We start from the raw sequence: 23,149 nt of genomic DNA, 5'->3' as shown, positions 1-23,149 counted from the left end.
TTAGGCCGGAACCTGCCACAGGCCCTTGTCGGGCTGCATTTCGGCATGGGGCACATTGCCGGTGATGATGCGACCGGTGCCCCATTGATCGATGGTGTTTGGCCCCGGCTCATAATGCGTGACCTGCCAGCTGTCCTCGTCCACTTCCTCAAGGTCGGAAGTGTACTCGACGGCATTGCCGTTGGGCGTGACGAAGTAGCTGAAGGTGTTGTTGCCCGCAGTGTGCCGGCCCGGCCCCCAGCTCAGCTTGATGCCGCTTTCGTGCATCCGCGCGAGGCCGCGCATCAGCTCGTCCACCGAACTGACGTCGAACGCGATGTGGTTGAGTGCCGGCGGTCCGGGGAGGATCGCGAGGCGGTGGTGCGCCGAGTTGCAGCGCAGGAAGACCATGAACTTGCCGATCCAGTCGGACAGGCGGAAGCCCAGCGCCTTCTGGTAGAAGTCTGCCAGGGCGACATGGTCGGGCGAGTGGAACACCACATGGCTGATGCCGATGGGGATCGCCTCGCCCTTGTCGAGCTTGCGGAACTCGCGCGGGGTGCTGTCGCAGATCACTTCCATCGCTCGCCCGTCAGGATCGAAGAAGCGGAAGGCGAAGCCCCCGGCCGGGCCGCTGGCCGGAGCGGGCTCGCTGATGATCTTTGCGCCGGCTGCCTTCACCTGTTCGAAGATGGCGAGCACGTCCTCCTTGGAGGCGGCGGAGAAGCCGACGAGATCGGTCTTCTTCTCCACGTCTTCCCGCAGCACGATCACATAAGGATGGGGCATGCCTTCGGCGGCGAAGTAGACGCGGCCGTCCTGCTCGGCAACCTCGATCAGCCCCCAGGTCTTGCCGTAGAACTCGCGTTCCTTGGCAAGGTCCGGCACGGCCATGGCGACATAATGAAGATCGGTAACGCTAACCATGCATAACTCCCTGGATGAGTCTGACCTCGCTCAGAACTTGCCGCCGATACGCAGACCGTAGGTCCGGGGCTGTTCTGCGCTGGCCGTGACCAGCGAGGCCGATGTGATGTTGCCGGTAATGAGGCGCTGATTGTTCTCGATATTGTTGATGTACGCCGTGACGAAGAACCGGTCATCCTCCGTTGCGAGCGTCAGCGACGCATAGCTCACGAACGCCGCTTCCGACCGGAGATAGGGCAGATAGTCCGCCGTGGAATAGCTCGATCCACGATAGCGCGTGCCGCCCTGCAGCACAGCCTTGTAGGTGCCGAGCGGAATGGTCTGCTGCGCGTCGAGATTGAACGACCATTTGGGCGAGTTGAATGCTTGGTTCCCCGAGCAATCGATACGGAACACGTTGATTGTGCCGCCCGGCGTCACCTGCTGCTGCGGTGTGGAGGCGCAGGTGGTGTTGGCCGGCAGGCCCTGATTCGGCGCGAAGTAGACGAAGCTGTCATATTTCGTGTCCAGATACTGCACATTCGCCGAGAGCAGGGTGTTCGGCGTGGCCATGAACTCCACGTCGAGATCCAGCCCCTTGATCGTGCTGTTGCCGATGTTGCGCGTCAGGAACACGGTCGAGGGCGGCGTGCCGAGATCATAGCCGAACTGGCTGAACTGCTGGTCCTTGTACTTCCACAGGAAGCCCTCGAGGTTTACCTGCAGGCGGTTGTCGAGGAACCGATTCTTGGTGCCGATGGTGTAGGCGTCGATCGTTTCCGGCCGATAGGTTTCAAGGCCGCGTGCGAAGTTGAAGCCGCCGGCGTGATAGCCCGTCTCGAAGCTGGCATAGACCATGTTGCGCGGCGAGAAATCATATTGCGCGGCCAGGCGATAGGTGAACTTGTTGTTCGTCAGGCCGGAATTGATGGGGATTTGCGAGCGCAGGACAAAAGGTGCGGTCTGTGATCCGCCCGCGATCGGCGGCAGGGCGAAGAGCGGGACCGGCGTGATCGGGATACCGCGCTGGCCATAGAAGGCCTGCAAATCGGCTTCCGTCTCCGCCAGAGGGATGAACGGCAGGGTGGGGCAGATATCCTGCGGCGGCGCGGGATTGCCGCAGAACAGGATGTAGACATTCGAGGTGCCGTCGAACCGCTTCTTGTCCGAGGTGTAACGCGCGCCGGCCGTCAGGCTCAGCTGTTCGACAGGGCGCACGGTGAGCTTGCCGAAGCCTGCCCAGCTCTCCGTTTTCGTCCGAAAATTCTGGTAGGGCGAGAGGCTCTGCTGGTTATAGCGGGCGACTGCTGCGATTTCCTCATCGAAGTACATCGCGCCAATCAGATAATCGACCGAGGGGCCGAAGTCGCCGGTCCAGCGGGCTTCGACGCTGGTCTGCTTGTCCTTTTCCTTGGTGTAACCTTGGCGGAACACGCCGTTGAAGGCATATTCGAGGTCCGCCTCGCGATAAGCGGGCTGGACCGTCAGCGTACCGGCGGGCGTGGTGTAGTTCAGCTCGGCAGTTATGCCCCAATAGTCATTGTCGTTGAACGGCACGCCATCCACGACCGCGCCGGCCCGGCCGACCTGCGTGAAGAAGCGCGGCGCCAGATAGGCGTTGGAGGCCGGATCGAGCAGGCCCTGTTGGGTCGAGAAGTTGCTGGGCACGAACTGATATCCCGAGGGGCCGTTCGGGCCGAAGGTCGGGTTGACGGCGCCCAGATAATAGCCGCTGCTGCTCGCGCCGCCCTGGTGGGCATAATCGGCAGCGACACGAAGCGAGAGATCCGGCGTCGGCTCGGCATAGATCTGCAGGCGGCCGCCATGTTCGCGCTGGTTGCCGGTGCCGTCGGTCTGGAAGGCATCGTGGCTGGAGAATGTGCCGGCGGCACGCAGGGCGACAGTTTCGCCGAGCGGCACGTTCAGCGCGGCCTGGCCGGTGAACCAGTTATAATTGCCATAACCCAGGGTCGCGCTGCCGGATGTCTCGCCCAGCTTGGGCCGATTGGGGATGACATTGATGGCGCCCGCCGTGGCGTTACGCCCATAGAGCGTGCCCTGCGGTCCCTTGAGCACTTCGACGCGCTGCAGATCGTAGAACACGCCCGAGGTCGAGGTGGGGCGGCCGATGTAGACCCCGTCATAGTTGAACGAGATCGCCGGGTCCGAATAGGCGTTGACGGTGGAGTTGCCCACGCCGCGCACGAAGAAGACCGTCGTCGGCCCGCCGCCGCCGGATGCGGACAGGGACGGGGAGATGCGCGAGAGGTCTTCCGCGCGCACCACATTCTGGCGGGTCAGTTCCTCGGGCCGAATCACATCGACGGCGAGGGGGGTGCGCTGGCTGTTCTCTTCCACGCGCTGGGCGGTGACGATGATGTCGACCAGGCCACCATCATTGGTCGTATCGGCCGGCGAAACCGCGGCGCCCTGCGCAGCGACAGCGGTGGGGATGAAGGCGGCGCACGCGACGGTGCACAACAACAAAGCTCTCATGTTCACTCTCCCAAGACGGCTCTCAGCGACCGTTAATTCCTGATGTACGGAATTATGGATCGCCTGACAAGCGGTCTTCTGAGAGCGCGTCGATCATCTTGATAAAGAATGAGAATGTGGGCGGTGCTGCCCAGACGCAAAAAGGGCGGCCCGTAAACCGAGCCGCCCTTCTGTGATATACGCGGAGCAGCGCCGGGAGGCGCTACCCCTCAGATTCAGTCGCGAATTGCGCGTCCGGTGTTTTCCAGCGCGGCGCCCGTGCGGTCGGCTGCGGCATCGGCACCACGGCTGATGTCGTCGCCCACGCGATCCGCCGCAGCGCCGGCTTCGCGCGCGCCCTGCTGGATGTCGTCGCCGATCCGGTCTGCGGCGGCGCCGGCCTCGCGGCTCGCCTCGCGAGATTCCTGCGCGGCATGGTCACCGGCATGCTCGACATCGTTGCCGACGGCATCGGCCGCTTCGCTGGTTTCCTGCTGCGCCTTCTCACTGCAGGCTGCGATGGGCAGCGAGATGAGGGCCAGGCTGGCGAGAGTGGCGGGAAGTTTCATGGATAACCTCGTTCGATTGCTGCGCGGCGGACTTGCGCGCCGCTGAAATGGGGATTTGATAGGGCTGATCGGCGTCGGCTAGTTGACGTGGACGCCGCCGAGCGAGCCTAGCACGCCAAAGGCCTGCAGCAGCCAGAGCACCACCGCGATCACCACGACGATGTTGAGGATGCTTTTGATCTTGCCGTCCATCGGAATGTACGTGTTGATGAGCCACAGCAACACGCCGACGACGATCAAGATGATGATGATGTTGAGAAGCGACATGCAACCCTCCCGGTCTTTTTAAACGGCTGGACGACAGCGATCTCCCAGGCTGTGTCCCGCGCGCGCATCCCAGATGCTGCTCAAAGGAACGTCCGGCCCGGCGTGTAGTTCCACGGCGGGCGGCGCGATGTGCCCTTGCCGGCGCCGGTGGAGCCGCCCGTCGCTTGCGCCAGCGCGCGCCCTCGCGTAGGGGCGGGCGCTGATTTCCTGTTCGTCTGCGCAGGGCAGCTAGGGGCGGACGCCGCGCCTCGCCCGATGCGGACGCCATAGCGATTGCCGGAAGCCCATGACCGACCAGCCAAGCCAGAAGAGCGAAGACTTCAAGAGCACCGTCTTCCTGCCGCAGACCGACTTCCCGATGAAGGCCGGTCTCGCCCAGAAGGAGCCGGGCATTCTCGCGCGCTGGCAGGCGCAGGATCTTTACGGCAAGCTGCGCGCGGAGCGGAAGGGCCGCACCCGCTTCATCCTCCATGATGGCCCACCCTATGCGAATGGCGACATTCACATGGGCCATGCGATGAACAAGGTGTTGAAGGATATCATCGTGCGCAGCCAGAGCCTGCTCGGCAAGGATGCGCCCTATGTGCCCGGCTGGGATTGTCACGGTCTCCCCATCGAGTGGAAGATCGAGGAGGAATATCGCAAGAAGAAGCTGAACAAGGACGAGGTTCCCCCACAGGAATTCCGCGCCCAGTGCCGCGCTTATGCGGACAAGTGGGTGGGCGTGCAGAAGGAGCAGTTCAAGCGCCTCGGCATCATGGGCGATTGGGAAGACCCCTATCTCACCATGAAGTTCGAGGCCGAGGCGGCGATTGTCGGCGAGCTTTTGAAGTTCGCCGAGAGCGACCAGCTCTATCGCGGCGCCAAGCCGGTGATGTGGTCGCCGGTTGAAAAGACTGCGCTGGCCGAGGCTGAGGTTGAGTATGAGGACGTCACCTCGACGCAGATCGATCTGGCGTTCGAGATTGTGGAAGCGCCGAATGCGCCGGAGCTGGTCGGCGCCTATGCGGTGATCTGGACGACGACCCCGTGGACGATCCCTGTGAACCAGGCGATCGCTTATGGGGAGGGGATTTCCTACGCGCTCGTTGATCTGCGGTTGGACGCTCACAAGCGTGGTGAGTTCAACGAGGATGCGCCCTTGGAAAAGCTCGCTGGTAAGCGTGTCCTCGTTGCTGAGGAACTGGTGCCCAGTTTCCTTGATCGCTGGCGCAAGGAACTTGAAAAGAACGCCGATTCATCGTCGGAGTTCATCTTTACTCCGGCAGCCGAATGGACCCTCATTAAGAGTGCCCAACTCGCTGGCGCCGTCGCCCGTCATCCAATGCATGAGCGCGGGGATTTCTTCGACCGTCCCCGCCCGTTCATCGCCGCCGATCATGTTACCACCGATGCCGGCACCGGCCTCGTTCACATGGCGCCGGATCATGGCGAGGAAGATTTCATCGCCTGCAAGGCGGTCGGCATCGATCCCGTGTTCGCCGTCACCGATGATGGCCGCTACCGTGACGACTGGGCGTGGCTCGGTGGGCAGGGTAGTGTCATCAATACGAAGTTCAACGGTCCCGATGGCCCGATCCTCACCGATCTGCGTGAGGCCGGGGCGCTGCTGTCCGCCGGCGATTTCCAGCACAGCTATCCGCATAGCTGGCGCTCCAAGGCGCGGATCATCTATCGCTGCACGCCGCAATGGTTCATTCCGATGGACAAGGCGAGCACCGCGTCCGACGTCGAGATCGCGCCGCTCGCTGGCATTGGTGCGGGCATCGCGCTGGGCGTCAACGCCGCTGCGCCGCTCAGCAACGGCCCGACGCTGCGCGAAGTGGCGCTCGATGCCATCGAGGCGACGCGCTGGGTGCCGGCCCGCTCACGCAACCGCATCCACGCCATGGTCAGCGACCGCCCGGACTGGGTGATCTCGCGCCAGCGCGCCTGGGGCGTGCCCATTGCGCTCTATGTGAACCGCCAGACCGGCCAGTATCTCAACGATCCCGCCGTCAATGCCCGCATTGTCGAGGCGTTCAAGCAGGGCGGGGCGGATGCATGGTTCGGCGCGGATCATCAGGCGCTGCTCGGCCCGGACTATGCGCTGGCGGACTATGAGGTCGTCAACGACATTCTCGACGTGTGGTTCGACAGCGGCTCGACTCACGCCTTCGTGGTCGAGGCGCGCTATGGCGAGGGTGCCCGCGCCGACCTGTATCTCGAAGGATCGGACCAGCATCGCGGCTGGTTCCAGTCCTCGCTGCTGGAAAGCTGCGGTACGCGCGGTCATGCGCCTTATGGCGCGGTGCTCACCCACGGCTTCGCGCTGGACGGGCAGGGCCGCAAGATGTCCAAGAGCCTGGGCAACACGGTCGATCCGCTCAAGGTGATGGACGAGAGCGGCGCCGACATCTTGCGCATGTGGGCGGCCTCCACCGACTATTTCGATGATGTGCGCATCGGCAAGGAAGTGCTGGCCGGCGCCTCGGATGCCTATCGCAAGCTGCGCAACACCTTCCGCTATCTGCTGGGCGCTCTCGCCGGCTTTGAGGCGGCGGATCGGGTGGCGACCTCTGCCATGCCGGAGCTGGAGCGCTATATGCTACATCGCCTCGCCGAGCTGGACGTGGAGCTGCGCGCGGTGGTCGACAAGGGCGAGGAGCGGGACATCTGGCTGGAGTTCGGCCGCTATACCCGCGCGCTCAACGACTTCGCCAATAATGATCTCTCGGCCTTCTTCTTCGATATCCGCAAGGATTGCCTCTATTGCGATGTGAACCCGGCGACGGGCGCGGAGACGGACAAGCGCCGCGCTTATCGCACCGTGCTGGACCATCTCTTCCACGCACTGGTGCGCTATGCCGCGCCGATCATCCCCTTCACCGCCGAGGAAGTCTGGCAGGCGCGCTATCCGAGCGAGGATGGCTCGGTGCATCTGCTCGAATGGCCCGAGGTGGACCGGCTGTGGCGCGATCCGTCGCTCGGCGTGCGCTGGGCGGCGATCCGTTCATCGCGCGATCAGGTGAACGAGGCCATTGAGCCTCTGCGGCGCGAGAAGGTCGTGCGCTCCAGCCTCGCGGCGGATGTGCGGATGGCCGATGTGCCCGAGGACGTGGATTTTGCGGAGATGTGCATCGTGGCCAGCGTGACGCAGGATGCTGATCTGGCCGCCCCGGCGATCACCGCGACGGACAAGCACAAATGCGGCCGCTGCTGGCGCCATCTGCCCGAGGTGGACGCGGATGGCGACCTGTGCGGGCGTTGCGCGGAGGTGCTCGCATGAGCGCGGCGCTTGCCGGGGCCTGGCGCAAGGCGGCGGTGGCGCTTGCGCTCGGCGTGACTGCGCTTGACCAGCTCGTCAAATATTTCGTCACGCAGGTGCTGGAACTGCACGAGCGCGGCCTTGTCGGCATCGAGCTGATCCCGTTCTTCAAGCTGACCTACGCCGAGAATCGCGGCATTTCGATGGGCTTCTTCCACGCCGAGACCGACGTGATGCGCTGGGCGCTGGTCGCCATGACCATGGCTGTCTCCGCCTTCGTGCTCTGGTGGATCTGGCGTGAGAAGGAGCGCGACGATGCGCTGGCGCTCGGCCTGGTGCTGGGCGGCGCCATCGGCAACATCATCGACCGGGTGCGGCTGGGCTATGTCATCGACTATGCCGATTTCCACATTGGCGAGTGGCGGCCGTTCCTCATTTTCAACCTTGCCGATGCCGCAATCAGTATCGGCGTCGTCATCCTGCTTGCACGCGCGCTGCTGCTGCGCGAAAAGACCGCAGCGAAGGAGTCCCGTTAACATGCGTCTGTCTTATCGTCTTCCGGTTGTGCTCGCCGGCCTGACCCTGCTGTCCGCCTGCGGAGGCACGAGCCTGTTCAACCGTGACCGGCCGGACGAAATGGCTGTTTCTCGCCAGCCGCCGCTGGTCATTCCGCCGGACTTCTCGCTCTCGCCCCCGGCGCCCGGTACAGCGGCCAGCCAGCAGAATCTCAACCAGCAGGCGCTCGAGGCGATGTTCGGCGGTACCGCTGCGCGCAGCGGCGCTGAGACCTCGGCGCTGCGCGAAGCCGGCCGCTCGCTGGCCGAGGTCGGCATCCGCTCGGTCGTTGGCGACCCGAAGACGGAAGTGCTCGAAAAGGGCCGTGTGACGCAGGACATCATTGCCGCGCCCGAGGGTGACGGCCAGTTCGCGCGCGTGGTTGCGTCCGCGCAATAAGGCGCAGCTTATCAGCATGAGTGACGGCGCCGCCCCGAAGGGCAGCGCTGCAACCTTTCCGCTCAGCGGCTCGTTGAGCGGGGGAAAGGAGAGTCACTCATGTCTCACGATATCAAGGATGATTTCTGGAAGGCGCTGGCCGCCAGCCCGGTGCTGATGGTCCGCCGCAACGGCAGCGACGAGCACGCGCTGCCCATGCATGCCTGCCTGGATAAGGATCTCGGCCCGGCTTATGGCGGTGCGGTCTGGTTCTTTACCGAGCGCGACAATCGCCTTGCGTCCGGCGGGCCGGCCATGGCGCAGTTCATGTCCAAGGGGCATGATGTGTTCGCCTGCGTTTCAGGTGAGCTTGTCGAGGAAACCGATGAGGGGCTGATCGACCGCTTTTGGAGCAACCCTGTCGAAGCGTGGTTCGACGGCCGCGACGACCCCAAGCTGCTGGTGCTGCGGATGGACCTTGGCGACATCGAAATCTGGACAGCCGATCTTGGCATCAAGGGCCGTCTCAAGCTGCTGACGGGCAGCCGCATCGATCCGCAGGAAGCCGGCGATCACGCGCAGATGCCGGTTTGATCGGTCGGATCAATCCCGCGCGGTCAGGCGCTTGGCGAGCGCCATGGCCGCTGCGGGATTGCGCTCTTTCGCACCGGAAATGAAGTAGGCGAAGACATCGCGGGACTGCGCGGGCGCTTTGTCTGGCGTGACATAGGTCAGTGCTTCTGGCGCCTGTCCGGCCGCCCATGATTGGGCGATCGCAGCCCATTGATCGAGATCGGCGGCTGCGTAGCCGGTCTCGACCTGTTCATCACTCTTCATCAGGCGGGCATAGACAAAATCGGCGGTCAGATCGGCGACCTGCGGGTGCTCGTCATGGTCCGCGACCACGATGGCGACGCCATGTTGCCGGGCGAGGGCGACGAACTCGGGACACGCAAAGCTTTGATGACGCACCTCGACGGCGTGGCGGGTGCGAACGCCATCGATCTTGTCCGGTAGCATGGCGAAAAAGGCGGCCATGTCGTCGGCATCGAACTGACGCGTCGGGCGGAACTGCCAGAGGATTGGCCCGAGCTTGTCGCCCAGCTCGGAGAGGCCCGAATTCAGGAATTTTCCGATCGATTCGCCGGCCTCGGCGAGCTTCTTCTTCGCCACGCAATATTGCAGCGCCTTGACCGCATAGACGAACCCGTCCGGCGCCGCGTCGCGCCATTTGGCGAAGGTCGCCGGCGACTGGGTGCGGTAGAAGGTGCCGTTGATCTCGATCGTCGCGAGATGATTGACGGCGTAGTCCAGCTCCTTCGCCTTGGGCAGATCGGCCGGGTAGAAGGTGCTGCGCCACGGCTCATAGGTCCAGCCGCCGATCCCGGTGCGGATAGCGCCGGCCGTCACGCCCGCGCTCCGGTCTCCTCGATGCCGGTGCTGTTATGGCGCAGCGCCGTCAGCACCGTCTCGACGATATGCGGCGCATTCAGCCGGGCGTCGTCATACTGCTTTTCCGGCTTGTCCTGATCCTGGAACAAATCCGGCAGGCGCAGGGTACGCAGCTTGAGGCCGGCGTCGATGAGGCCTTCGTCGCTTGCGAGAGTCAGCACATGCGCGCCGAAGCCGCCGATGCTGCCTTCCTCGACCGTCACCGCCACATCATGGGTGGTGAGCAGCTTGCGGATCAGCGCTTCATCCAAGGGCTTGGCGAAGCGCAAGTCGGCGACGGTGGTGGAGAGGCCGCGCGCGTCCAGCGCATCGGCGGCCTTGAGCGCTTCCTCCAGCCGCGTGCCGAGCGAGAGGATGGCGACGCGCTTGCCTTCGCGCACGATGCGGCCCTTGCCGATCTCCAGCCGCTCCGGCTTGGCGGGCAGGGGAACGCCGACGCCATTGCCGCGCGGGTAACGCAGCGCGATGGGGCTGCTGTCATGGCAGGCGGCGGTGTGGACCATGTGGACCAGATCGGCCTCGTCGGCTGCCGCCATCACCACCATGTTGGGCAGAGTGGCGAGATAGGTGATGTCGAAGCTGCCGGCGTGAGTGCTGCCATCCGCACCGACCAGCCCGGCGCGGTCGATGGCGAAGCGCACTGGCAGGTTCTGGATCGCCACGTCATGCACCACCTGATCATAGGCGCGCTGCAGGAAGGTCGAGTAGATCGCCGCGAACGGGCGCATCCCCTGCGCAGCGAGGCCGGCGGCAAAGGTCACGGCATGCTGCTCGGCAATGCCGACGTCGAAGCAGCGGTTCGGGAAGGTCTTCTGGAACTTGTCGAGCCCGGTGCCCGAGGGCATGGCAGCGGTGATCGCGATGATTTTTTCGTCGCGCTCGGCCTCGGCCATCAGGGCCTGAGCAAAGACATTGGTGTAGCTGGGCGGGCCGGCGGGGGCTTTGGCCTGTTCGCCGGTCACGACGTTGAACTTCTGCACGCCGTGATATTTGTCCGCGGCCGCCTCGGCAGGGCCGTAGCCCTTGCCCTTTTGCGTGACGACATGGACGAGCACCGGCCCGTCCGCCATGTCGCGCACATTCTCTAGCACGGGGATCAGCTGGTCAAGATTGTGGCCATCGATGGGGCCGACATAATAGAAGCCCAGCTCCTCGAAGAGCGTGCCGCCCATGGCCATGCCGCGGGCGAACTCGTCCGTCTTACGGGCGGCCTGGTGGAGCGGCCGGGGCAGCTTGCGCGCCAGCTTGCGCAGCGCTTCGCGCACCGAGAGGAACTCGCGGCTGGAGACGATCCGCGCCAGATAGGCCGAGAGGCCGCCCACCGGCGGCGCTATGGACATGTCATTATCGTTGAGGATGACGACGAGCCGGTTGCCGGCCTCGCGCGCATTGTTCATCGCCTCATAGGCCATGCCGGCCGACATGGCGCCATCCCCGATGACGGCGATGCCCTTGCCGGGCTGGCCGCTCAGCTTGTTGGCGATGGCAAAGCCGAGCGCGGCGCTGATCGAGGTGGAGCTGTGCGCGGCGCCGAAGGGATCATATTCGCTCTCGGCGCGCTTGGTGAAGCCGGACAGGCCACCGCCCTGGCGCAGCGTCCGAATACGGTCGCGCCGGTCGGTCAGGATTTTGTGCGGATAGCATTGATGCCCGACATCCCAAACCAGCTTGTCGTCGGGCGTGTTGAACACATAATGGATGGCAGTCGTCAGCTCGACGACGCCAAGGCCGGAGCCCAGATGGCCGCCGGTCGTGCCGACAGCGGAAATCGTTTCTGCGCGCAACTCATCGGCCAACTGCCGCAGTTGTTCGGGGGCGAGCTTGCGAAGATCGGCGGGGGTGCGCACCTGATCGAGCAGGGGCGTCTCGGGCTGGTCCATCATCGGCTCTTATCTAGTGCGTTAACCGGCCATTGTCGAACGGTCATCCAACCTGTGATGATAGGCTCATCGCATATCGCCGCAACTGGTCTAAGGGGCAGGGCGCTATGTCGCAGTGCCTGCGAGCGCCTCAGGTCAGGCGCATTTGGCGCAGGTGCCCAGCACTTCGATAACGGGACGTTCGGTTGCGAACCCGTCTTCCCCGGCGATGCGGCGGACTTCGCTGGTCAGCCTGTCATTGTCGATATGCGTGGCCTCGCCGCAGGCCTTGCAGACCAGGAAGATGCAGTCGTGCAGGCAGCCGGGATGGGCGTTGGCGATATAGGCATTGGCGCTTTCCACCCGCTGGGCGAGGTTGGTCGCCACGAACAGGTCGAGAATGCGATAGATGCTGTTGGGCGCGACGCGCTTCCCCCGCTTCTGCGAGACCTTGTCTGCGATATCATAGGCAGAGGCCGGCTTTTCCTCGGCCGCGAGCACATCGAAAATGTCGCTGCGCATGTCCGTCCACTGCTCGCCCTTGGCTTCGAGCGTGGCGCGGGCCGCAGCCGAGAGCTTGATGCCCGTCGGCTCGGCATGGTTGTGAATATGATGGTCAGCGGTGGCCATGCTCACAATCTAAGCTCTGCTGGCCGACGCCACAAGCCTTGGCGAACGCGTGCGGCGCGCGACGGAGGCTACGCGGGATCGCAGTCCGGAATTTGCATGAAATCCGGCAGAATTGTCGAAAGCGTTTTTCCGAAAATTGACTTCATCCACTTATTGGCCGGCATCATCTCCTTGTTTATCGGCGATTTTTGGACTGGAAATATCTGCAAAGCACTGGTTTTAAAGCAGAAATAGGAACTCTGAAAATTGTGCCTAATTGGCAACACTCCGTTCGATTGCGTTATCGATGATATTATCCGCTTGAGTTTGTCCCGGATCGTCGCCTAGCCTATTAGTTAGCTTACTACGAGAGTGTGCCGACAAGGCTGTGTCAGCGACCTGACGATCCAGAATCGGGCTCCGGAAAGTGGGCGGGAGTGCAGTCGTCGGGAGGCGGCTGAGAAAAGGGAGAGGAAACTTATGTCTGTAAAAATGGACTCGTTTTGCGTGCGCGCGGCATTGGCGTGCACGACGGCACTGACGGTTCTGTCCATGCCATCGGGCGCGATCGCGCAGCAGGCCGATGGCGCTGACGAGCAATCCATCGTGGTCACCGGCTCGCGCATCGTTCGACGCGACTATGAAGCCAGCAGCCCGATCGTCACAGCGGGGCAGGAACTGCTCCAGAACAGCTCGACCGCGGCGCTTGAGACCAACCTCAACAAGCTTCCCGGCTTCACGCCGGTCCAAACCCCCGCCATTGCGAGCGACATTCAGCCGACCGCTACCAGCACGCCCGGCGCTGCGACGGTTTCGCTGCGCGGCCTCGGCACCAACCGTTCTCTGGTGCTGGTCGATGGGCGCCGGGCAACACCGGCCAATGGGCTTGGCGTTGTCGACATCAACACGATTCCGGCAGCGGCTATCGAGCGGGTCGAGATCATCACTGGCGGTGCCTCGGCGACCTACGGCGCGGACGCCGTGGCCGGCGTGGTCAACTTCATCCTGAAGAAGAACTTCCAGGGTCTTCAGTTCGATACCCAGATGGGCATCTCCCAGCGGGGCGACGGTCGTGAGTTTTCGATCAGCGGGATCATGGGCGCGAACTTCGACGATGGCCGAGGCAACATCACGATTGGCCTGTCCATGAACGATCGCGAAAGCGCCCTGCGCCGCGACCGGCCCTGGTTCCGCAGCGCGTGGCAGGACCCCCGCTTCACCGGCACCGAGTTCTTCCCCGATTTCTCGGGCTATCAGCCGGTCGGCGGTAACAATCCCAGTCAGGCTGCGCTGAACAACCTGTTCGGAACGACTGCGGGCGGCGCCGCGCGCGTTGCGGCCGGCAGCCGGCTTTACTTCAACGACGATGGCACGGCTTTCACCGGCTTCTTCCAGAGCCCTCCCGGGGGCGTTTCGCGCTTCAAGGGCGATCTGACCGGCCTGAAATGGAAGCGTCAGGGCGACGGAACGCTCGGGCAGAATTTCCAGGACGAGCTGCTGGTTCTGCCGCTCAACCGTTACAACCTCTATGCGCGCGGCAATTACGAGATCAACGACTGGATCGGCGCCTTCGCGCAAGGCACGTTCACGCGCGTTCAGACCCGCACGGTCCAGCAGCCCTCGCCATCCGTGAACGGATGGTCCGCGCTCATTCCCGTCGATGGGCGAGCAATCCCAACCGAGTTGGCGCAGGTGCTGGCTTCGCGCGGTAATCCGACTGCGCCCTGGCAGCTCACTTACTACCTCAATTACGCCAACCGCGAATCTCGTACAGATGTGTTCACCTACAATCTGGTCGCCGGTTTGGAAGGCAAGGTGCCTGGCACTGACTGGACTTGGGAAGCCTATGCGTCTCAGGGTGAGTCCGAAACCAATGCCCTGATTACGGGTACGGCCTCGCTCGCGCGCTTCCGGGCTGTCATCCAATCGCCCAACTGGGGCGCCGGATTCAGCTCACAGGGGAACGCAGCCTTTGGCGGTTTCGGTGCGGCATCGGCCACCTGCACGAGCGGCTTCAATCCGTTCAACAAGGCCGCGCAGATCTCCCAGGATTGTATCGACGCCATCCGCGCCGACCTCAAGAACCGGGCAGTCATGCAGCAGAGCGTGTTTGAAGCGAACGCGCAGGGCGGGCTGTTCAACCTGCCGGCCGGTCAGGTTCGTGCGGCGGTCGGTGCGAGCCATCGTCAGAACCGCTATGAGTTCGAGAACGATACGCTGACCTCGCAGGGCACGTCCTTCCAGGATCAGGCGATCGGCATCTATCCGAGCGGCAACTCGAAGGGGCTCATCCGCGTGGATGAATTCTACGGCGAGTTGCTCGTGCCGGTGCTTTCCGATCTGCCGCTGATCCGCAAGCTGGACGTGACCGTGGGTGCGCGTAACTCCCACTACAACACGACCGGCAATGCCTTCACCTGGAAGGCGATGGCCGATTGGGAAGTTGCCGACTTTCTCACCATCCGTGGCGGGTTCAACAAGGCTATCCGGGCACCGAACGTGGCCGAGTTGTTCTTGGCACCCCAGCAGACCTTCACAGCGGCTGGTGGTGGTGACGTCTGTCGCCTGAATAACACCTTGGGCTGGTCCGCCAATACGGCCACCAATCCGAACGCCGCCAATGTGCTGGCGGTCTGCCGCATCCTGATGGACCAGACGATCGCCGGGACCGCAAACACCTTCTACTCCGACCCGGCCTTCTACAATGCGCAGGGCCCGGCCTTTGCGTTCCCGACCCTCGTTGGAAATCCGAGCATTCAGCCCGAAAAGGCCAAGACCTGGACTCTCGGCGCCGTGTTCAAATCCACAGCGACCAGCGAGTTGCTGCGTCGCCTGCGACTGACGGTCGATTATTATAATATCAAGGTGGACGACGCCATCGGCCCCCTCACGCTCGACACCGCACAACGCCGTTGTTTCGACCCCGCGTTCAATCCGGCGATCAGCAACAATCCGGCCGCTGCTGCCGCAGCAGCGACCTGCCAAGCCATTGGACGCGTGGCCGGCGATGGCGCGCTGGGTAATGTGCAGGTCACCTACTTGAACAACGGACGTTTCCGCACCTCGGGTATCGATGTGCAACTCGACTGGTCCGTTCCGGTGGGACCGGGCACGTTCAGCGTGAACTCGGTGTTCAACTATCTGCTCTCGATGAAATCTGCGCCCCTTCCGGCTTCGGCCGGACCGGCCGGGCAGCTGGTTGAATATGCCGGCACGCTGGGGCCGGTGGGCAGCGCAGCCATTGCCGAGAACGGCATCAACCCTGGCTCCTTCCGCTGGAAGATGCTGAACTCGTTCAGCTATGCGGTTGGGCCTGTCACGGTTGGGGTACAGTGGCAGCATCTGCCTGCCGCCAAGTCGATCACCTATACTTCCAACAACGCCACCACCTTTGTGGGCGCACCGGCTTACGATCTGTTCAATCTGAACGGCTCGTTCGCGGTGACACGGGATGCGACGCTGCGTTGGGGTGTGGACAATCTGTTCGACAAGGCGCCGCCGCTGATCGAGTATAATACAGCGGCTCCGCTCGGGAATGGCGTGGGTGCCAGCCCGTTCAATGCCTACTTCTATGATATGAATGGCCGCCGCTTCTACCTCGGCGCGTCGTTCAAATTCTGAGGATGACGGACTAAAAGGGGGAAAGAGGGGACTGCCTGCCGGGCATTCCCCTCTTATCTTTGTTTCAGGACAAGGCCGGGGCCGGAGCGGGCCGCGCGAAGAGGAGAGTGGATTATGGTGTTGCGGTCGATCCGGCCTGTGCCGATTGCGGTGCTGACGATGCTTCTGGCGGCGTGCAGCGGCGTTGAGGGGAGCGAAACGTCTCTCGGCCCCGCCGCCATCGATCAGGCGCGGCTCGAAGCGGCTGGCAAGGATGACGACAACTGGCTGACCTATGGCCGCACCTATGATGAGCAGCGCTATTCGCGGCTCACCCAGATCAATGACGGCAATATCGGCGAGCTGAGCCTCGCCTGGGCGCTGGAACTCGATACCGCGCGCGGGCAGGAGGGCACGCCCATCGTGGTCGATGGCGTGATGTACACCTCCACCGCCTGGTCCAAGGTCGTCGCCATCGATGCCGCGACCGGCAAGCAGCTCTGGCAGTTCGACCCGGAGAATGAAGGCTCCAAGGCCGCGCACGCCTGCTGCGACGTCGTCAATCGCGGCGTCGCCGTGTGGAAGGGGCGCGTCTTCGTCGGCACCATCGACGGTCGGCTGATTGCCATCGACGCCAAGACCGGCCAGAAGGTCTGGGAGACCATCACGGTCGACCAGAAGAAGCCCTATACCATCACCATGGCCCCGCGCGTGGTGCGCGACAAGGTGATCATCGGCAATAGCGGCGCGGAATTGGGCGTGCGCGGCTATGTCTCCGCCTACGATACAAACACCGGCAAGCTCGTCTGGCGCTTCTATACGGTGCCCGGCAATCCGAAGGACGGACCGGATGGCGCTGCCTCCGACGCGATCCTGGAGAAGCTGGCCCGGCCGACCTGGTATGGCGAGAATTACTGGAAGCTCGGCGGCGGCGGCACCGTGTGGGACAGCGTGGTCTACGATCAGGAACTGAACCAGCTTCTCATCGGCGTGGGCAATGGCTCGCCCTGGAATCACAAATGGCGCAGCGCCGGCAAGGGGGACAATCTCTTCCTCTCCTCCATTCTCGCGCTCGACCCGGATACCGGCGCCTATAAGTGGCACTATCAGATCAATCCCGGCGAAACCTGGGATTACACGGCCACCCAGCAGATCATGCTCGCGGATCTGAAGATCGACGGGCGCGACCGCAAGGTGCTGATGCAGGCACCGAAGAACGCCTTTTTCTATGTGATCGACCGGACGAACGGCAAGCTGATCTCCGCCAAGCCCTATGCGCGGCAGAACTGGGCTGAGGGCATCGACCTCAAGACGGGGCGGCCGATCGAGAAGCCCGGCGTGCGCTATGACAATGGGCCGGCGCTGGTCATCCCCTCGGGCATCGGCGCCCATGCGTGGATGCCGATGAGCTATTCGCCCAAGACCGGCCTCGTTTACATTCCGGCGATGGAGCATCCTCTGGTCTATGGCGATGCCGATCCGTTCGTGATCCATGAGGGGCGCTGGAATACGGCAGTGTCCTTCCTCGATCCGCCGGCGATGCCGGGTCTGCCCGATACCGTGGAAGGGCGCCGCAAGGCCCTCGAATCCATGGTGAAGGGCAAGCTCGTCGCTTATGATCCGGTGACGCAGAAGCCGCGCTGGGAAGTCGAGCGCGACTGGCCGTGGAATGGCGGCACGCTGGCGACCGCTGGCAACCTCGTCTTCCAGGGCACGCCGCATGGCGACTTCGAGGCGTTCAGCGCGGACAATGGCAAGAAGCTGTGGTCCTTCCAGACCCATCGCGGCGTGCTGGCCGGGCCGATCACCTATCGCGTCAATGGCGAGCAATATATTGCCGTCATGGCCGGCTATGGCGGCTCGATGGGTATGGCAAGCGGCACGCCGTTCATGAAGAACAAGATGCCCAACGGCCTCGTGCTGGCGTTCAAGATCAAGGGCAGCGGCAAGCTGCCGCCCTACACGCCGATCCCGCAGCCCGAGCCGACGCCGAGCAACGAGACCTTCACGGCGGCGCAGATCGCGACCGGCCAGAAGGGTTTCTTCCAGTTCTGCCAGATCTGCCATGGCGGTCCGGTCAACCCCAACCTGCGGCGCTCACCGCTGATTGCCGACAAGGATCTGTGGCAGCAGGTGGTGATTGGCGGCGCGCTGGCACAGAATGGCATGGCGAGCTTCGCGGCCTATCTCAAGCCCGAAGAAGCCGAGGCCATCCGCGCTTATCTCAACCAGCAGGCAAAGGCGCTGCTTGCCGAAGAGAAAGCCAAGGCACGCTGATCAGACCGACCGCGCAACCGCATAATGCGTTGCGCGGTCGGCGGCGGTCGTGCAACTCCTGCTAACGCTATGGTCTAACGATCCGCCCGCAAGGGCGGGTCGCGCGTTGAGGAGAGAGTGATGCCGCCCAAATCCCTGTTTGCCCGCTGCCTGATGGCGGCGTCTCTGATGCTTCTCCCACTGACGGCCAGCCGGGCCGAGGTGAAGGTGGAGCACATCAAGGTCCACTCGCAGGCGGTGGAAGGCAATCTGGAAGGAAACAGCGCCGACCGCGACGTGATCGTCTTCCTCCCGGAAGATTATGCGACGAGCACCAAGCGCTATCCGGTTGTCTATTTCCTGCACGGCTTCATGGGATCGGCCGAGGGCTATGACAAATATATCGGCTTTGCCGACGCGCTGAACACCGCCGAGGCCAAGAACCGCCAGGCGATTCTGGTCGTGCCGGATTCCAACTCGCGCCATGGCGGCTCGATGTACTCGAGCTCCCCGACCACTGGCAATTTCGAGCGTTTCATTGCGCAGGATCTCGTTGCCTATGTCGACAAGCACTATCGCACGCTCGCCAAGCAAGAGTCGCGCGGCCTGAGCGGCCACTCAATGGGCGGCTACGGGACGCTACGCATTGCCATGAAATATCCCGGCGTGTTTTCGAGCATCTACGCGATGAGCGCCTGCTGCCTCTCCGCCCGCCCGGTGGATGCAGAGCGCAGCCAGCGCCTCGAAGCGATGAGCATGGATGAAGCGCTCAAGGGCGACTTTGGCGTGCGGGCCGACTTCGCGGCAGCCTCGGCATGGTCGCCCGCGCCGGACAAAGCGCCCTTCTATCTCGACCTTGGCACGCAAAAGGGCGTCGTCCAGCCTCAGATCATCGCGCAATGGGCGGCCAATGCGCCGCTTGCCATGGCCCCGCAATATCTGCCGGCGCTCAAGAGCCTCAAGGCCATCGCGATTGACGTGGGGGACAAGGACACCCTCATCAAGGATAATGGCGATATGGCCAAGCTGCTTGACCGGATGGGGGTTGCGCATAGCTATACCGTCTATGAGGGCGACCATGGCAATCGCGTGCGCGAGCGCTTCCGGGCGTTCGTCCTGCCCTTCTTTGCCGAGCATCTCGCCAAGGATTGATTTCGCGAAAGGCGAGCGCGGCACCGCTCTGGCCCCACACGCCCTGCCCGGTTCGAGACCGGCAGGGCGCGATGTGCGTTGGATGGTCGCGCCTGTCCTTTAGCCGACATGTTTTCTCCCTAACTGTGTGACAGGCGCGCAATTGACAGCGCAAAGATCGACAAAATCGATCTTTGCGTTGAGATTAATCAATTTTGCCTGAACAACAATGATGCCTATGTGCAAGGCGTCAATTCACCAAGAGGAGCAGACATGAGTCTCGTAAACACCCCGATCAAGCCGTTTTCCGCCACGGCCTTCAAGGAAGGCAAGTTCGTCGACGTGAGTGAGGCGGACGTGAAGGGCAAGTGGGCCGTCTTCTTCTTCTACCCGGCTGACTTCACCTTCGTTTGCCCGACCGAGCTTGAGGATCTGGCAGACATCTACCCGACGCTCCAGGGCATGGGCGTGGAAGTCTATTCGGTCTCCACCGACACGCACTTCTGCCACAAGGCCTGGCACGACACGTCGCCGGCCATCGGCAAGATCAGCTACTACATGCTGGGCGACCAGAACCACAGCATTTCGAACAATTTCGAGATCCTGCGCGAAGGCGTCGGCCTTGCTGACCGTGGCACCTTCGTCGTGGACCCCGAAGGCACGATCCAGCTGGTCGAGATCACGCCGGAAGGCGTCGGCCGCAACGCTGCCGAGCTGCTCCGCAAGATCAAGGCGCTGCAATATTGGGCGAGCCACCCTGGCGAAGTCTGCCCCGCCAAGTGGGAAGAAGGCGAGAAGACCCTCGCACCTTCGCTCGACCTCGTCGGCAAGATCTAAGACTGCTTCGCGACGGGGTCGCGTGGCGATCCCGTCGTTCTCTCCCCTCTTCATGCGAGGAGGGGCAGAGGGTGGTACGGCGACGCTGCGACCTTTCGCTTTTGCGCGGTGCTGCGCATCGCCACCGCCCCACCCTGCTGAAAGCAGGAGAAATTCAAAGGAAATCCCATGTTGGAAGCCAATATCAAGAGCCAGCTGCAGGCCTATATGGCCAACATCAAGCAGCCGATCGAGCTGGTGCCGTCGCTGGACGACAGCGCCAAGGCGTCGGAGCTGCGGGGCCTCCTGGAAGACATTGCCGGGCTGAGCGATCTTGTGACCATTGCGGCCGAGGAAGGCGATGCGCGCAAGCCCAGCTTCCTCATCCGCCGTGTCGGCACGGATATTGGCGTGCGTTTCGCCGGCATTCCGCTCGGGCACGAGTTCACCTCGCTGGTGCTGGCGCTGCTGCAGGTCGGCGGGCACCCGCCCAAGGTGAGCGATGAGGTCATCGAACAGGTCAAGGCGCTGGAGGGCGACTATCAGTTCGAGACCTATTTCTCGCTCTCCTGCCAGAACTGCCCGGACGTGGTGCAGGCGCTCAACCTGATGAGCGTGCTCAATCCGCGCATCCGCAACGTCTCCATTGATGGCGCGCTGTTCAAGGCGGAAGTCGATGAGCGCAAGGTGATGGCGGTGCCGAGCGTCTATCTGAATGGCGAGCCGTTCGCCTCCGGACGCATGGATATCGAGCAAATCCTCGCCAAGTTGGATACGGGTGCCGTCGCCCGCGCGGCCGAGAAGATCGCCGCCAAGGAGCCGTTCGACGTGCTCGTGGTGGGTGGCGGGCCGGCCGGTGCCGCTGCGGCCATCTATGCCGCGCGCAAGGGCATCCGCACGGGCGTGGTTGCCGAGCGGTTCGGCGGGCAGGTGCTGGATACCATGGGCATCGAGAACTTCATTTCCGTGCCGCACACCGAGGGGCCGAAGCTGGCTGCCGCGCTGGAGCAGCATGTGAAGGATTATGATGTCGACATCATGAACCTCCAGAAAGCCAGCAAGCTGGTGCCGGCCAAGGCGCCGGGCGGCCTCGCCGAAGTGCAGCTGGAGAGCGGCGCGACCCTCAAGGCCAAGGCGGTGATCCTCGCCACTGGCGCCCGCTGGAGGACGATGAACGTGCCCGGCGAGGATGAGTATCGCAACAAGGGCGTGGCCTATTGCCCGCACTGCGATGGCCCGCTGTTCAAGGGCAAGCGCGTCGCGGTGATCGGTGGTGGCAACAGCGGTGTGGAAGCGGCAATCGATCTGGCCGGCATCGTCAAGCATGTCACGCTGGTCGAGTTCGACAGCCAGTTGCGCGCCGATGCCGTGCTCCAGCGCAAGCTGCACAGCCTGCCGAATGTGACGGTGGTGACCTCCGCCCTGACGACGCAGGTGCATGGCGATGGCGAAAAGGTGGTGGGCCTGACCTATCGCGACCGCAACAGCGATGAATCGCATCTGATCGAGCTGGAGGGCATTTTCGTCCAGATCGGTCTGGTGCCCAACACCGAATTCCTCACCGATGCGGTGGCGCTGAGCAATCGCGGCGAGATCGAAATCGACGCGCGGGCGCATACCTCGCAGCAGGGCATTTTCGCGGCGGGCGATTGCACCACCGTGCCCTACAAGCAGATCGTGATCGCGATGGGGCAGGGCTCTACGGCCGCACTCTCTGCCTTCGATTATCTGATCCGCCTCGCGCCGGCGGAGGAGCAGGCGAAGGCAGCCTGATCGCAGCCCACGCATTGAAGGTTTGAGAGGGGCGTTCGGCACGGGCCGGGCGCCCCTTTCTTGTGGATGCGCGCGTATATCCCGTTTGGGAGATGCCGGGTCGATCACCTTCTGGCAGGCGCAGGCTGTAGCGGCGAACGGATGAAATCCCGAGCCGGTCCATGTCTTTGCCAGGGGGTGCATCATGATAATTTCACGGACTTATTCCAGGGCCTTGCTGCTCGTTTCGGCAGCGGCGCTGTCACTCACCCTGTCTGCCTGCGGAGACGAAGGCGTGAACTCGACGCCGACGCCCACGCCCGCCCCCACGCCTGCGCCGACACCCACGCCATCACCGACACCCACGCCGACCCCAACCCCCACGCCGACCCCAACCCCCACGCCGACTCCCACGCCTGCTGCGGGGCCGATCGCCAACATCGTCGCCGGGCCGGGCAGCAACGCGACGCCGGTCGTGCAGGCCACCAATGGCGCCTCGTTCGATACCCAGACGTCGGGAACGATCAGCTTTCCGCTCAGCCAGCTTGCGGTGAATTTCGACGCACGGGGGAATCCCACCGCCGCGGCGACTGCCAACGCCAATGGCGTCACGATCAGCCGGGACTCATCAGGCCTGAAGTTCACCGTCAATGTCCCCGCGGCCGGGATCACCAATGTGGCCCTCGTCGAGGATTGCGACGATTGCTACTCGGCCAACCTCTCCAACGGTCGCAAACTGGAGGTCGTGCTCGATGGCGAGCTGGATAATGGCGATCTGAGCTATCTGCGCTTCGGCGAATGGGCGGTCTTTGGGCAGAACGGCCAGCTTGGAACTTATGCGCCGCTGATCGGCGGGTACGAAACGCCGAACGCCGGCATGCCGACGAGCGGCACCGCGACCTATGCCGGCGAGGTGGAGGGCTATGTCAGCTTTGTCGATGGCAGTGCCCGCAATGTCGGCGAGCTGGAAGGCAATGCCGCGATCAGCGTGAACTTTGCCGCCAACAGCCTGACCGGCACCACGTCCAACATGCAGGTTGGCTATGAGAAGAACGGCAACTGGCAGCAGGCGGCGTGGAACGATGCCTCGTTCACGGCTTCGCTCTCCGGCAATGACTTCTCGGGCACTACGGCGGTGACGAGCGCACCGAGCGGTGCGGCATCCCTGCAGAGCGGCGCGGTCGGCACGATCGGCGGCAGCTTCTACGGGCCGGCAGCCGATGAGATTGGCGCGATCTGGTCGCTCTCCGACGGCACGAACACGGCGCTCGGGACGATCGCCGGAATCAAGCAGTAAC

17 protein-coding genes are annotated in these 23,149 nt (G+C 63.4%); 10 read left to right on the top strand and 7 right to left on the bottom strand.

Annotation, left to right across the window (positions count from 1 at the left end; genetic code table 11):
* From M2336_RS00335 to M2336_RS00320, 4 genes are all read right to left on the bottom strand, one after another.
* The gene (locus tag M2336_RS00335) at positions 1–906 is read right to left on the bottom strand and encodes a VOC family protein (RefSeq protein WP_264592477.1); all 906 of its coding nucleotides are present in this window, start codon (positions 904–906) and stop codon (positions 1–3) included.
* A 30-nt stretch (positions 907–936) separates the two neighbouring features.
* Positions 937–3,381 (bottom strand): TonB-dependent receptor, encoded by a 2,445-nt coding sequence (locus tag M2336_RS00330; protein WP_264592476.1) that lies wholly within the window; start codon positions 3,379–3,381, stop codon positions 937–939.
* 215 nt (positions 3,382–3,596) lie between these two features.
* Positions 3,597–3,929: an entericidin EcnAB gene (locus M2336_RS00325; RefSeq protein ID WP_181560475.1), complete on the bottom strand. Its 333-nt coding sequence runs from the start codon at positions 3,927–3,929 to the stop codon at positions 3,597–3,599.
* Positions 3,930–4,007: 78 nt separating this feature from the next.
* On the bottom strand, positions 4,008–4,196 hold the full coding sequence (locus tag M2336_RS00320) for a Thivi_2564 family membrane protein (protein ID WP_181560474.1): 189 nt from the start codon (positions 4,194–4,196) through the stop codon (positions 4,008–4,010).
* 286 nt (positions 4,197–4,482) lie between these two features.
* Here M2336_RS00320 and ileS point away from each other — a divergent pair, with 286 nt between their 5' ends.
* The 4 genes from ileS (at position 4,483) to M2336_RS00300 (ending at position 8,970) form a co-directional block, all read left to right on the top strand.
* Complete coding sequence (gene ileS, locus M2336_RS00315) at positions 4,483–7,464, top strand: isoleucine--tRNA ligase (RefSeq protein ID WP_264573478.1); 2,982 nt, start codon at positions 4,483–4,485, stop codon at positions 7,462–7,464.
* Positions 7,461–7,979, top strand: coding sequence for a signal peptidase II (lspA, locus tag M2336_RS00310; RefSeq protein ID WP_264571159.1), 519 nt, complete (start codon positions 7,461–7,463; stop codon positions 7,977–7,979). The genes ileS and lspA overlap by 4 nt, the downstream gene beginning before the upstream one ends.
* A 1-nt stretch (position 7,980) precedes the next feature.
* Positions 7,981–8,397: a DUF3035 domain-containing protein gene (locus tag M2336_RS00305; RefSeq protein WP_181560472.1), complete on the top strand. Its 417-nt coding sequence runs from the start codon at positions 7,981–7,983 to the stop codon at positions 8,395–8,397.
* A gap of 99 nt (positions 8,398–8,496) precedes the next feature.
* Positions 8,497–8,970 (top strand): pyridoxamine 5'-phosphate oxidase family protein, encoded by a 474-nt coding sequence (locus tag M2336_RS00300; protein WP_181560471.1) that lies wholly within the window; start codon positions 8,497–8,499, stop codon positions 8,968–8,970.
* Positions 8,971–8,979: 9 nt separating this feature from the next.
* Here the strand turns inward: M2336_RS00300 and M2336_RS00295 are convergent, their stop codons facing one another.
* From M2336_RS00295 to M2336_RS00285, 3 genes are all read right to left on the bottom strand, one after another.
* On the bottom strand, positions 8,980–9,786 hold the full coding sequence (locus M2336_RS00295) for a DUF72 domain-containing protein (RefSeq protein ID WP_264573477.1): 807 nt from the start codon (positions 9,784–9,786) through the stop codon (positions 8,980–8,982).
* Positions 9,783–11,711, bottom strand: coding sequence for a 1-deoxy-D-xylulose-5-phosphate synthase (gene dxs / locus M2336_RS00290; RefSeq protein WP_264573476.1), 1,929 nt, complete (start codon positions 11,709–11,711; stop codon positions 9,783–9,785). Before dxs ends, M2336_RS00295 begins: the two co-directional genes overlap by 4 nt.
* 132 nt (positions 11,712–11,843) lie before the next feature.
* Entirely contained in the window at positions 11,844–12,317 is a 474-nt protein-coding gene (locus M2336_RS00285; RefSeq protein ID WP_264571155.1) for a Fur family transcriptional regulator, read from the bottom strand.
* 486 nt (positions 12,318–12,803) lie between these two features.
* On the opposite strand from M2336_RS00285, the gene M2336_RS00280 reads away from it, so the two are divergent.
* The 6 genes from M2336_RS00280 to M2336_RS00255 all read left to right on the top strand — a co-directional run bounded on the left by M2336_RS00280 (position 12,804) and on the right by M2336_RS00255 (position 23,148).
* The gene (locus M2336_RS00280; protein WP_264592475.1) at positions 12,804–15,917 is read left to right on the top strand and encodes a TonB-dependent receptor plug domain-containing protein; all 3,114 of its coding nucleotides are present in this window, start codon (positions 12,804–12,806) and stop codon (positions 15,915–15,917) included.
* Positions 15,918–16,031: 114 nt separating this feature from the next.
* Entirely contained in the window at positions 16,032–18,173 is a 2,142-nt protein-coding gene (locus tag M2336_RS00275) for a PQQ-dependent dehydrogenase, methanol/ethanol family (protein ID WP_264573474.1), read from the top strand.
* 120 nt (positions 18,174–18,293) lie between these two features.
* Positions 18,294–19,304 (top strand): alpha/beta hydrolase, encoded by a 1,011-nt coding sequence (locus tag M2336_RS00270; RefSeq protein WP_264573473.1) that lies wholly within the window; start codon positions 18,294–18,296, stop codon positions 19,302–19,304.
* Between the two features lie 252 nt (positions 19,305–19,556).
* Positions 19,557–20,120, top strand: a complete 564-nt coding sequence (gene ahpC / locus M2336_RS00265) for an alkyl hydroperoxide reductase subunit C (RefSeq protein WP_264592474.1) — start codon at positions 19,557–19,559, stop codon at positions 20,118–20,120.
* Between the two features lie 168 nt (positions 20,121–20,288).
* Positions 20,289–21,872, top strand: a complete 1,584-nt coding sequence (ahpF, locus tag M2336_RS00260) for an alkyl hydroperoxide reductase subunit F (protein WP_264592473.1) — start codon at positions 20,289–20,291, stop codon at positions 21,870–21,872.
* Between the two features lie 184 nt (positions 21,873–22,056).
* The gene (locus M2336_RS00255; protein WP_264592472.1) at positions 22,057–23,148 is read left to right on the top strand and encodes a transferrin-binding protein-like solute binding protein; all 1,092 of its coding nucleotides are present in this window, start codon (positions 22,057–22,059) and stop codon (positions 23,146–23,148) included.
* Position 23,149: the final 1 nt, after the last annotated feature.

The sequence above is a fragment of the Sphingobium sp. B1D7B genome (genome assembly GCF_025961965.1).
Classification (GTDB): Bacteria; Pseudomonadota; Alphaproteobacteria; order Sphingomonadales; family Sphingomonadaceae; genus Sphingobium.
The sequence above is the reverse complement of the archived record's forward strand: the minus strand, read 5'-3'. Positions and strand labels throughout refer to the sequence as shown.